The following is a 12,321-nucleotide window of genomic DNA, read 5'->3' on the forward strand; positions in this document are numbered from 1 at the left end:
AGTGTTTGTAAAGGAAGGCTTTATCGAGCCAATGCAAGAAGACTTGGATACGTTGCGGGATGAGGATATCAATCTAGAAGATGCACTTGCAATCAGTGGGATTGCCGTACATGCACTGACGTTGGGGAGAAGTAAAAATGTTAAGGATATAGTCAATGCGTTAAAGAAGGGAACGGGTAATGTTAGACCTGTACAACAAATTAATAATAGATTTCCCGATGATGTTCAAACTGGAAAAGAGTTTTCTTTCAATATCGAAAATGGATATTTGAAAAACACTAATGGTCTTACAGGAGTGGATTTTGTTATAGACATGAATGGAGGACTTCATATTGGGAGAGGGCATTCCTTTTTGGCAAATGGGCAGCCAGTTCAAGCGGCAGGAAAGCTAAAGCTTAATGGTCAAGGACAGGTTCGAAGTATATCTAACCTATCTGGTCACTATACTCCTACAGTTGAGCAAGCAAAATTATTCCCACAAGTTCTTGAGCAAGCAGGGGTGAAGACTAAAAATGCTTGGTTTGATATTTATACTATAGAAACAACTCCTTCGGGTTATGTTAACACAAATGAACTTGTTAAGATTTCTAGCACTAAGTTAAAGTAGGTGATGAACGTGGAAGAAATAAAGCAGATGAATAAAGATATTTTTAGAGAAAATTTATTAAAAACGATTGAGGAAATTTCAAAAAAGAAAAGATTGATTTTTAACGATTGCAAATTTGTTATAGAGCCTGTGAAAGAAAAAGACAAGCCGCTAAACGGTGCAGATGATATGATGAGGCTAAACATTTTAAGTAAAGAAAACATTGGGAACAAGCAATTAACATTGGATAACACTGTAAATTTACTTTGTGGATTACAACCATTAGTACCAATATGGATAGATGTACTTTTCGTCGAAATGAATGAAAATGCCGCTATTTTTAAGTTGCGGTGTAGTCTAAGGTTTAGAAAGCCGACTTTATTGAGAAATGCAGAAACTGGACACGCTCCGTTCAAGGCTATAATAGAAGAAATTTTCTAGGTAAGGCTTAGGCTTCTTCTGGTGGGACTACCCAGTGCGGAATGAACCGCTTCACCTTACAATCACTAGTATAACCTTTGTTCTGCCTGAGGAAGTTTTAGAATGTTTGAAAACTGTATACTTAACTGTGATTTGAAGGGTAACATATCTGACACAAGACGTTTTTACGAATTTTGCAAGTCAATCGATAAACGCTCTATACTAAGGCTACACACGATGAGTAAGCCGCTCGGTTAAATAACCGGGCGGTTTTTGTTTTGGGTTCACTAATATTGGAAGGAGTTAGAGCTTTAGGAGCAGGCTTATACGCTGTTCAGATTTCGAGGGGACAATGCTGTCCCTAAGGTCGTAAAAACGCCAATGTTATCATCTTGATAATTTGTACCTCAAGCACTTCTTTCCTTCAAAACTCATACTTCTAGGCTCAAAGACACTCGAACGCACTAAAATGTCAAATCTGGTAAATTAAAGCAGGATTCTGTCGTTTCTAGTAGAATATAACCCTCATATAAGTAATTGAGGTGAAAAAGTTCCATGCTGTTTGTCCTATTTTCAACATTAGAATACCTCGCAATATTTGCTCTTATGACTACGCTATTTCGATTTGGTTTTTTGGTGCATATCAACCGGATTCTTTTTGTGAGTTTGGTATTAATGCTTTTCTCGTTTGGGCTACGACAATTTACGCCATATGGAGACTATGCAACCATAGCCCAAGTCGTCATAATTTTTGGGGCATTAATTCTGGTATGGAACGTGAATTGGGGACATGCTGCCTTAATGACCATTATAACAGCAGGAATCTACTTGGGGATTCAGATGATGGAAGTGTTTTTCCTGACCGTCATAGGAACCTTAGAGACAATTGAATCGTTAGAGGATCGAACCATCAACACCGGGTTCATATTCCAGACAATCTCCGCAGTACTCACCTTTGCATTATGCTACGGGCTTCGGAAATGTAAACTACAATTTACATTCGTCAGAGACGGAGCGCCTTTCTCTCTTTACCACAGAGTCAACATGGTGATTTTATCACTAATCATTGTAACAGGTGTATTGATAACGGTCTTGTTTAAATTAGCAAGTACATATGGAATTGGTTCCTTAGTGTGGATTTTCTTTGGGATGGCAATCGGAATCACAATACTGGCATGGTTGGCTATAAAAAGGGATGGGGAATATGATTGAAACTCTTGCTGAAAGAATAGCCATACAACTAAAGTCGATCAATCCACATGAAACGAAGTCAGTTCCTACCATGAAATTTGGGCTAATCCTTATCATCAACATGCTGCTCATCATTACGATTAGCCTTACCCTTTCCCTCATCATAGGGACATTTCAAGGAACATTACTCACATTGGCCGGATTTTTAGTACTACGCCAATTTTCAGGAGGATTTCACTATTCATCGTCTGTCTACTGCACCATAACAAGTATTTCGGGAGCGGTATTCATCCCTCTCATTACCCTTCCTACTGATTTTATCACCCCGATTATTATCATCACAGTAGTTCTAGTAGCACTTTTTGCTCCGCAAGATATAGAAATGCAATCACGACTATTCAAACAGAATCAGACTTTGCTCCTCAAGATCATCTCAATTCTCATCGTCAGTTTATTATTTTTCATAGAAAGCGAGACGCTGGTTAAGACCTTCTTTGTGCAAGCACTGACGCTAATTCCACTGAAAGGAGGTGGAAAAGATGAAAAATAAAGCGATGATGTTCGTAGCGAAACATGTTTCAGCAATTGCTTCATTTGTTGCAGTACTGGCAGTATCTACAGCATCCTTCGGTTTCGTGGGAAAACCTGAAATTCCAGAAGAATTAAAGAAATAAGAAGCAATGAACGACACAGACCATTTCTCACTCGATCTTCATATCGAAAGGGGAAAAATGGTTGCCTCACTGAGCTTTTGTGAATCTTAACTTTAGTAAGAGATGGTATAGAACTTATAGACTGCTTCTTTCAGAGCGTTACTAATTATCTCAACCCCTTGGTAGACAAGGGGTTTTCTTATTTTTTTTGAATCAAAGGGGACTGTCGTTTAGTCGGAAAATCGACTTTTGAGACAGCCCCTTTCTCTTAACGCTTAATGAAACTTGGAAATAGCGAATTTAGCTGTAAAATTCATTTTTTTCATATAGGAAGAATTCGCTCCAGCTTGAAATTGTACAGAAATATTGCCGTCTTTTTCTGCTTGAAAGACGCGTCCGTACGGTGAATTCGCTTGGTATGTACCAATCACTTTGTTATCCGCATCAAAGACGGTATAAGAGATCGGGAATCCAGAATTGTTTACAAATATCGTAAGTTCTTCTCCCTTTTTCAGCGAAAAAGATTCTTTTTGCGTCACTTCGTATGAACTCAAAGAATAGTATTTCGTAACCTCTTGCATGTCTAAAGCCGTTGTTGCTGCGCTAGCTTTTGAGACTTCCACTCCTGGCAAAGATACACCTGAAAGTACTGCAATCCCTAATGCCCCAGCTAAAATGACTTTTTTCATAATCGTAATGCCTCCTTTTTTGCTCATTCATGAGCGAAAGTAAATATTTGGAAATTATAACCATTATAGTCTCGATGAAAATGATTATCAATAAGTTTTTTCAGGGATTACTCGCCCGGCGTGATAAACAGGACATAAAAAAAGAGAGTGATTCAATGGAATCAACATCCCCCTAAAAACGGCACGCACATCCCCGTATCTGGACAAAACCCCTCATTCTCCACGCACAACCTCTCCGTAAATCCAGGGTCCTCCTGCGCCAGAAACTTAAAATAACAAACAATTTCATGATTCCTTACAGCTAAGCTATTCAACTGAAAATCTAACAAATGCTCCCGATCGATATGCTGGTAGTACAACCCTTTTTTCGTAAACGGAGGAGGGTACACCTTAGAAGGCAAAGTCGGAATAATATCATGAACATTCACGATCCGAACACTGTTCTTTACAGTCTGATTAAACCGCGAAGCAAAGACAGGATCTCCGACACGAGGGCTCCCATACGTATACACAAAAGGTCGCGTAAACTTCGTATTCACGGCAATATCCAAGCCGGCAAGTGTGGCCAACCCTCCCCCTAAACTGTGCCCCGCAACAAATAGTCTTTTCGATCTAGAGAGCTTGCTCAACTCCCGAATCAATTCATCTCGCGCGGATTGGTAAATGCAAGTAAACCCACGGTGGGTCTTTCCTGCCTTTCTGACAAAATGATAGGGGACTTGATACAAATCCTGATCTGACTCATTGTCGTTAAACGTGCGTGTTCCCCGAAGAGCAACAACGATACTGTCTGGTGACTCGGCTACAAAACCAAATATCTCGGGCTCCGGCGTCTCGACACCAGCCAATGCTCGAATCGCAGAGCGCTGACGATACCCTTGTGGCAAGACAAGTGAATCTGTTTCAAAAAGCTGATAGGCCTGATGGATCATGGCCGCAAGTAAAATCGCATCTTCACTGTTATAAATACGATCGATCATTCATGTGTCTCCCTTTCTCGGTTTCAAGGCTGTAAAAGCTAGCATTTGCCTTGAAACGGAATACACGTATCGGTATCGGGACAAAATCCCGGATTTTCCACACAGAGCGTTTGGGCGTAATCAGGGTCAAGCTGAGTGAGGCTATGAAAATAGCAGGCGATACTATCGTTGCGAGGCGTATTATTCTGTTGAAACGAGATCGGAAACTTGTTTTTTACATGTTGATAATAGATACCTTCCTGGGTAAAAGGAGGTGGATATTTTTGGTCGGGGAAGGTAGGAAAAGGGTCGTGAACATTGACAATCCGCAGGCTATTTAGAACGACTTTATTGAACCGTGAAGCGAAGTGGGGGTCACCAATACGCGGACTGCCATAGGTATAAACGATGGGGTGTCTAAACCGCGTGTTTACCGCTATATCTAAAGCTGCCAGCACAGCCAGAGCGCCACCGTAGTTGTGTCCAGTGATAATCAGCTTTTTTGATTCGGAAAACTGATTTATTTTTCTGAGTAATCGATCGCGTGTTGACTGATACAGGCAAGTAAATCCACGTGAGGTTTTCCCTGTATCTGTAACAAAAGGATAGGGAATTTGTAGGATGTCATAGGCTGCTAAAAGGTCTGCCGGATAGGCTGCGTACCCTCTGAAGGCAATGATGATTTGATCTTTTGATTCTGCTACAAAGCCATACATATGTTCAGTTGGATTCTCTACGTCAGCAGAAGCTCGAATGGTGTATCGCAGTTGAAAACCTTTGGGTAAGATAAGCTCGCCTTCAAAAAATAGTAGATAAGTCTGATAGCTCATGGCTGCAAGGAAAATGGCAGCCTGACTAGTAAACATGTTGTCTTCGTCCGAGAAAACCATGTAGACAAATTCCTTTCCAAACAAGAATAAGGAACAAACACTTTTAAGATCGTGCATCGAACTTTTGTTTGTCCCTCCCAAATGAAAACAGGTCAATCCTATTCGAATGTTACTTACCATGAGCCTATGTTTTTACGACAGAATGCGTGCTTGTATGAAGAAAAAAAAAGGGGGCGCGTACGCGACGCTCCCCAATTACAAAGGTTTTGAGAGAATTTCAATTCCCACATCAATGGTTTTCTCTACTCCCATGAAGGTTAAAAATATTTTAGCCCTGTTTTTGTGCTTGTCCACTTTTTTGATAATGCCTTCTAGTCCTTTGAGAGGACCAGATTCTACGATCACCTTTGAATTTTCCAGATATACTTTTGAATAATCGACAACCTCACCGTTCCCCATGAGTTGGAGTATCGGGGTGATTTCCTTTTCTTCAATGCTCGAATAATAAGCGCCTTCGTCTTGCGAATAGTAACTACCGTTATTGACCAAACGCAAGCTTCTAGGAATTTTTTTGATTTTATGGAACATTTCGTTAGTCATTTCAGTCTGAATAAGTACATATCCAGGAAAAAAATTCTTCAGGACGTTATACACCATGCCTGACTTTTTCTCAGGCACCAATCTCTTCGGCACAATGGATTTTAAAGACTGCTCATTAAAATAGAGTCTGAGGTACTTTTGAACGACTTCTTCTTTACCGGATTCTACAAAGATGGCATACCATTTCAAGGTGAGCAATCCTTTCATTATGAAGTGAATTCGTAAGTATCTGGAGTGCTAATTGCTTTCCAAAAAAATGGGAATGATTGAGTAGATCAATTCACAAAATTTGTGGTATTATACTAAATATATCCAATTCTTTCGCGTTATGCAATAAATGCGGTTGTTGAAAGATTCTGTATAAACAGAAAAAGTTAGCTACATCAGCTTCTTATCGAAAGTAAAATCTCTCAGGGAATTTAATCGCTGTTTCGGCACGTTAAAGGAACGAGGGAGGTCATACGGAGAAACGGTAGTGTGTAGAACTATTTACCCACGAACCGGGGAAGCTCTGCCCTTTGGCATAGTCGTAGAACGAGAGAAGGCGGAGATTGGATTGCATGTATTTCCACAGACCTTTACGAATGAATTCGTTATCAAAGGGACAGATAGAGAGTTTCGTGCTAGTTTATGCATGGGCTACTTTTCTGTTCCCGTAGATTTTTTAAAAATAGTAAAATTCCTGCACCCAAGAGAATTCGAGTACTATTTTCATCTGGAGTATGAACGGAGAGTAAAAAGCTACCTGACAGGGAGATATGTCGCCAAAAGAGCCATTTCGTTTTTGAATGGGGAAGACAGTTTAGATCGAATATGGATTGAACAGGGCATTTTTCATCATCCTGTCGTAAACCTACCGAATCCAGCCAATCTCCAAGTGAGTATCACCCACTGTGACGATCTTGCAGCTGCCATTGCTTTTTCGGAGGAGCTACCGATGGGGATTGATGTTGAGAGAATTAGCGTTGATAGAAATAAAGTTCTGGAGACGCAAATGACTGTGAAGGAGAGCAGCTTGTTGTCCTGCTTGCCTTATTCCTATGAAACGACGCTCACTCTTTTCTGGACAGTCAAGGAAGCGTTATCCAAAGTTTTGAAGACTGGGTTAACAACTTCTTTTCATATCTATGAAATAAGCCAAGTGGAGATAAGGGATGGGGTTGTGTATAGTCTATTTGAAAACTTTCCTCAATACCGTACTGCCTCCTACATCCTAGGTGACTATGTGTGTTCGATCACCTATCCGAAAAAAACAGAGTGGAGTGCTGCTGAAGTAAAGAATCTACTTCAGGAGATAGAGCAATCCATAACAAATCACGGATAAAAATTCCCCATAAGCGGTCAGTTGACCAGGCTATGGGGAGTTTTCTTTATAAAAACCTTTCATAGAAACAAGGGGTGCATCATACATGGAAAAGCCTGTTGTGTTTATGTTTTCTGGACAAGGGTCACAGTACTATCAGATGGGGAAAGACCTTTTTGATCAGAATCCGGTCTTTCGCAAATGGATGCTTCGGTTAGATGAAAAGGTACATTCCCTGATCGGGGAGTCTGTCCTTGCCCAGTTATACGATGACACGAAGCGACGAGACGATATATTTGATCGCACCCTTTATACGCATCCCGCTATTTTTATGGTGGAATACGCTCTGGCCCAGGTTCTCATGGAAAGCGGAATAAAGCCCGACTATTGTCTGGGGAGCAGTTTGGGGGAGTTTGTGGCGGCGGCAGTGTCTGAAATCATGCCTGTGGAAGAATTGCTGCAACTCGTGGTTGAACAAGCCACCCTTTACGAAGCGTATTGTCAGAAAGGGAGTATGCTTGCGATTCTCCACAATCCCGATTTGTATGACCAAGAGCCGATCTTGCATCGAAATAGTGAGTTGGTAGCAGTGAATTTTCATTCGCATTTTGTCATTGCCGGGAGCAGTCATCAGCTACAACGCATGGAGGATTACGTCAAAGGCAAAGGGATTATTTGTCAACGACTACCTGTATCATATGCGTTTCACTCCTCTTACATCGATCCGGCTGAACCACATTATCGGGAGGTATTGAAACAGAAATCATTTGGAATTCCCCAGATTCCCTTTGTATCTGGTGTTCATGGTGAAATCATGAAGGAGCTGCCAGCTGACTACTTTTGGCAAGTGGTAAGAAAACCAATGCAGCTTCCAAAAGCTGTACAAGAGCTGGAGAAACAGCAAAGCTACATCTATTTGGATTTGGGACCAGCAGGCAATTTGAGTAATTTTACAAAGCGAAATTTGCGGCAAGATTCTCAGTCAGAATGCCATTCCATCATCACACCTTTTAAAAAGGACGGAGAAAATGTAGAGCGCATCAAGCAGCTTTTCTCAAATAAAAGTTTGAAAACCAATAGAAAGGAAGGCAGAAAAATGACCACATATGTTTTCCCAGGGCAGGGCTCCCAAATAAAAGGAATGGGAGGCTCTCTTTTTGATGAGTTTCCAGAAATAACAGCCAAAGCCGATCAGATATTAGGTTATTCCATCAAAGAACTATGTTTGCATGATCCAGACAAGCAATTAGGTAAAACGCAATTTACCCAGCCTGCTCTGTATGTGGTCAATGCGCTTAGCTACCTGAAGAAAGTGGAGGAAACCGGGAAAAAGCCTGACTACGTGGCGGGGCACAGCCTGGGTGAGTACAATGCGCTTTTTGCATCAGGAGTGCTTGATTTTGAGACAGGGCTGCATTTGGTGAAAAAAAGAGGCGAGTTGATGAGTCTGGCCGTCGGTGGAGGGATGGCGGCTGTGATCGGGTTTACTTTGGAGCAAGTGGAACGCGTATTACATGAAAATAATCTGACTAGCATCGATATTGCCAATCACAATTCTCCCTCCCAATTTGTGATTGCAGGTCGGAAAGAAGATATCGAGCGTGCCAACCCTGTTTTTCAGGAAGCGGGCGTAAAAGTATATATACCGCTAAAGGTGAGCGGAGCATTTCATTCCCGTTACATGAGTGATGCGAAGATGAGCTTTGAGGACTATTTGAATCAGTTTGCGTTTTCTGATATGACCATTCCGGTGATTTCCAATGTTCACGCGAGACCCTATAAACAGCGCGATGTGAAACGGAATTTGGTTGAACAAATTACACACCCAGTGAAGTGGAATGACACCATTCGATATCTTCTGGCCGTGGGGGAAAACGAAATAGAAGAAGTCGGCCCTGGTACTGTGTTGACCAAGTTAGTTACTACGATTCGAAATGAAGCAGAGCCGCTGATCATAGAAGGGGAAGAAGAGAAAGAAAGCATGGTGCAAGAGGCAAAGCCGGTTGCTATCACCGTACAGGCAGAAGAGAGAGCAAACAGCATGGAGCAGCCAAAAGAGATTACCGCTTTTTCGCTGGGAGATCAGTCATTTAAACAGGACTACAATCTGAAATATCCCTATCTAGCAGGAGCGATGTACAAGGGAATTTCCTCGGAAAAGCTGGTCATTAAAATGGGGAAAGCCGGGATGATGGGCTTTTTCGGGAGCGGTGGCCTACAGCTGGATAGAATCGAGCGAGCCATCCAACAGATTCAACGTGAACTACAGCAAGGCGAGCCGTATGGGATGAATTTGTTACATCTTCCAAGTGACCCGTCCATGGAAGAAAAAACTGTCGAGCTGTATCTGGCTTATCAAGTGAGGGTGATTGAAGCATCTGCGTTTATGGCGATTACCCCTGCGTTGATCATCTATCGGGCCAAGGGATTAAGACGGGGGATGAACGGGCAAGTGGAGGCGGCAAACAAAATTTTTGCCAAGGTATCACAGCCTGAGGTAGCGGAAGCCTTTTTAAGTCCCGCACCTGAGTACTTGATAGAAAAATTGCTGCAAGAACAAAAGCTTACTAGGGAAGAAGCAAGTCTGTTACGGGAAGTCCCAATGACGGATGAGTTAACGGTGGAGGCCGATTCAGGTGGAAATACCGATCACGGTGTAGCTTCTGCTTTGATGCCTGCAATGATCAGGCTCCGAGATAACATGATGCACAAGTATGGATACCGCAAGCCGATCAGAATCGGGGCTGCGGGCGGCATTGGAACTCCGGAAGCTGCTGCGGTCGCTTTCATGCTTGGGGCGGATTATATTGTGACAGGTTCGATTAACCAGTGTACAGTGGAGGCGGCGACCAGCGAGTCGGTGAAGGATTCGTTGCAGCTGGCCAATGTTCAAGACACAGAATATGCTCCAGCGGGTGAAATGTTTGAAATGGGAGCGAAAATTCAGGTGTTGAAAAAAGGCTTATTCTTTCCAGCGAGAGCGAACAAATTGCACGACCTCTATCGTCAATACAACTCGCTTGATGAAATCGATGAGAAAACCAAGCAGCAGCTTCAGGAAAAGTATTTTAAACGCAGCTTTGAAGAAGTGTATGAACAACTGAAAATCACTTGCCCGCCCCAGGAACTGAAAAGAGCGGAACGGACTCCGAAATACAAAATGGCGCTCCTTTTCAAATGGTATTTTAACCGCTGTTTTGACTGGGCCTTGGATGGAGCCGAAAGCTATAAAGTCGATTACCAGATTTACTGCGGACCTGCGTTAGGCTCTTTTAATCAATGGGTGAAGGGAACGGCTGTTGAAGACTGGAGAGACCGTCACGTTGATCAAATCGGTGAAATGCTGCTCAAGGAGACAGCCAACCTCTTGAATCAGCGTATCCACGCCTTAACAGGTTCGAGCAAGTAAAGAAGGAATGACTCTCAAATAAGAAAGGAACGGCGAAAATGAATTTGGAACTAGAACTAGTAGAATACCATCCGCAGGGCGTTTCTAACGAAGCGCCTCTTCTTTTTGTGCATGGAGCATGTCATGGAGCATGGTGTTGGGAAAAAAACTTCCTTCCTTATTTTGCGGACAAAGGCTTTTCTTCTTATGCGGTGAGCCTTCGTGGACACGGTGAAAGTGACGGCTTTGACAATCTTCATACTTACACACTACAGGATTATACGGATGATGTTCTTGAAGTGATCGGGCGTCTAAAAAACAAGCCAGTGCTGATCGGGCACTCCATGGGCGGAGGCATCGTGCAAAAGATCTTGCATCAGTACCCAGATATCATCTCGGGTACCGTTCTCGTTGCCTCAATTCCTCCGCATGGCGGGATGCGTGACTTATTCCGATTGATGTTCAAAAACTTTAAAGAAGCTATGCAGCTGTTTACATATAACGAAAAAAGAGATGCCTCACTGCTTGCCAATGTCTTTTTTTCCAAGGAGCTACCGATGGAAAAAAAGGACGAGTGGGTGAAGCTCTTGCAGCCTGAATCATTGAAAGCAAGAACCGAGATGAATGGAAAAATTGTTCCCAAAACCATCAGTGCGAAAGCTCCGATGCTGGTTCTCGGCTCTAAGCAGGATCGGATGATTTCTGAGAAAACAACGCGCCGAATTGGCAAAACATACGGAATCGAGCCCGTTCTGTTCCCAAATATCAGTCATGATATGATGCTTGATCCTGAATGGGAGGCTGTTGCTGGCGAGATTTTGGCTTTTTTAAACGAATCGATATCTGAACGGCGGAGGTAGGGAAAAACATGGAAGGTTCTTATCAAATCGCAAACATTGCAACGAATGTTGAGGTAGAAATAGAACGCTTGAAATCGCAGGTGGAGTTGTTTTGGGAGAAAGAGCTGAAGCATTATATCGAGTTTGGTCTGACAGATGGGATGTCGGTCATAGAGCTAGGTTCGGGCCCGGGATTCGTGATGGAAAAGGTCATGCAGGCGTTTCCAAATGGCAGAGTGACGGGATTGGAGATTGATCCTCTTCTCGTTGATTATTCCAGAAGCTATTTGACGCAAAAGCATTCGGATCGATTTGAGATCGTCGCGGGATCGATTATGGAAACGGGTTTACCTAGCGATTCCTATGATTTTGCCATTACGCGCCTCGTATTGGAGCATTTGCCCGACCCAGTCGGTGCGGTTCGTGAAGTGGCGAGGTTGTTAAAGCCAGGTGGCAGAGCCGTATTCATCGACAATGATTTCGAGATGCACATCATGACCACCCCACATGTACCAGAATTGAGAGAGTTGTATGATGCCTACTGTGCGGCACGCTATGCGGAAGGCGGCAACCCAAAAATCGGTCGTGAACTGCCAACAGTGCTCAAGCAAGGCGGACTTGGAAAAATAGATTTCGAAGTTATTTGCGCTCATAGTGAGCTTCTCGGGTACGAGATGTTTCTAAAGTCGGAGGGTGTAGGCATTCCTGTGCAGCTGGTGCGTGACGGTTATTTATCGAGCAAGGCGTTGGGCAAGTTATCTGTGGCATGGCGAAACATGCTGAATACGGAAGGACATTCTATTCTCAGACAGCTTTACATGGCTGTTGGTGAGAAATCGGTGTAGAGATCGGGGGAGTCGAGT

General features: G+C 42.9%; 12 protein-coding genes and 1 pseudogene. 9 read left to right on the forward strand and 4 right to left on the reverse strand.

The genetic code is table 11. The features are described from left to right. From HP401_RS14735 to HP401_RS14755, 5 genes and pseudogenes are all read left to right on the forward strand, one after another. Positions 1 to 607 (forward strand): annotated as a pseudogene (locus tag HP401_RS14735) (hypothetical protein); the annotation flags it as partial. Positions 608 to 616: 9 nt separating this feature from the next. Next, complete coding sequence (locus HP401_RS14740) at positions 617 to 1,027, forward strand: hypothetical protein (RefSeq protein WP_173605517.1); 411 nt, start codon at positions 617 to 619, stop codon at positions 1,025 to 1,027. Between the two features lie 534 nt (positions 1,028 to 1,561). Beyond that, entirely contained in the window at positions 1,562 to 2,218 is a 657-nt protein-coding gene (locus HP401_RS14745; protein ID WP_173605518.1) for a hypothetical protein, read from the forward strand. Beyond that, entirely contained in the window at positions 2,211 to 2,747 is a 537-nt protein-coding gene (locus HP401_RS14750) for an accessory gene regulator B family protein (protein ID WP_173605519.1), read from the forward strand. The genes HP401_RS14745 and HP401_RS14750 overlap by 8 nt, the downstream gene beginning before the upstream one ends. Continuing rightward, positions 2,737 to 2,871: a cyclic lactone autoinducer peptide gene (locus HP401_RS14755; RefSeq protein ID WP_015892250.1), complete on the forward strand. Its 135-nt coding sequence runs from the start codon at positions 2,737 to 2,739 to the stop codon at positions 2,869 to 2,871. Before HP401_RS14750 ends, HP401_RS14755 begins: the two co-directional genes overlap by 11 nt. A gap of 254 nt (positions 2,872 to 3,125) precedes the next feature. Here the strand turns inward: HP401_RS14755 and HP401_RS14760 are convergent, their stop codons facing one another. The 4 genes from HP401_RS14760 to loaP all read right to left on the reverse strand — a co-directional run bounded on the left by HP401_RS14760 (position 3,126) and on the right by loaP (position 6,117). Beyond that, a complete protein-coding gene (locus HP401_RS14760; RefSeq protein WP_173605520.1) occupies positions 3,126 to 3,539 on the reverse strand; it encodes a hypothetical protein in 414 nt (137 codons plus the stop codon). 161 nt (positions 3,540 to 3,700) lie between these two features. Then, on the reverse strand, positions 3,701 to 4,519 hold the full coding sequence (locus HP401_RS14765; RefSeq protein ID WP_173605521.1) for a lipase family protein: 819 nt from the start codon (positions 4,517 to 4,519) through the stop codon (positions 3,701 to 3,703). Positions 4,520 to 4,557: 38 nt separating this feature from the next. After that, positions 4,558 to 5,388 (reverse strand): lipase family protein, encoded by an 831-nt coding sequence (locus HP401_RS14770; protein ID WP_173605522.1) that lies wholly within the window; start codon positions 5,386 to 5,388, stop codon positions 4,558 to 4,560. Between the two features lie 195 nt (positions 5,389 to 5,583). Further along, positions 5,584 to 6,117, reverse strand: a complete 534-nt coding sequence (loaP, locus tag HP401_RS14775) for an antiterminator LoaP (RefSeq protein ID WP_173605523.1) — start codon at positions 6,115 to 6,117, stop codon at positions 5,584 to 5,586. Positions 6,118 to 6,403: 286 nt separating this feature from the next. On the opposite strand from loaP, the gene HP401_RS14780 reads away from it, so the two are divergent. From HP401_RS14780 to HP401_RS14795, 4 genes are all read left to right on the forward strand, one after another. Continuing rightward, on the forward strand, positions 6,404 to 7,252 hold the full coding sequence (locus HP401_RS14780) for a 4'-phosphopantetheinyl transferase family protein (RefSeq protein WP_173605524.1): 849 nt from the start codon (positions 6,404 to 6,406) through the stop codon (positions 7,250 to 7,252). A gap of 85 nt (positions 7,253 to 7,337) precedes the next feature. Beyond that, positions 7,338 to 10,640 carry an ACP S-malonyltransferase gene (gene fabD, locus HP401_RS14785; protein WP_173605525.1) on the forward strand — a complete coding sequence of 1,101 codons (3,303 nt, stop codon included), beginning with the start codon at positions 7,338 to 7,340 and terminating at the stop codon, positions 10,638 to 10,640. Between the two features lie 38 nt (positions 10,641 to 10,678). After that, positions 10,679 to 11,479: an alpha/beta hydrolase gene (locus HP401_RS14790; protein ID WP_173605526.1), complete on the forward strand. Its 801-nt coding sequence runs from the start codon at positions 10,679 to 10,681 to the stop codon at positions 11,477 to 11,479. 8 nt (positions 11,480 to 11,487) lie between these two features. After that, complete coding sequence (locus tag HP401_RS14795) at positions 11,488 to 12,303, forward strand: methyltransferase domain-containing protein (protein WP_173605527.1); 816 nt, start codon at positions 11,488 to 11,490, stop codon at positions 12,301 to 12,303. Positions 12,304 to 12,321: the final 18 nt, after the last annotated feature.

The organism is Brevibacillus sp. HB2.2 (genome assembly GCF_013284275.1).
GTDB classification, from domain to species: Bacteria; Bacillota; Bacilli; order Brevibacillales; family Brevibacillaceae; genus Brevibacillus; species Brevibacillus brevis_D.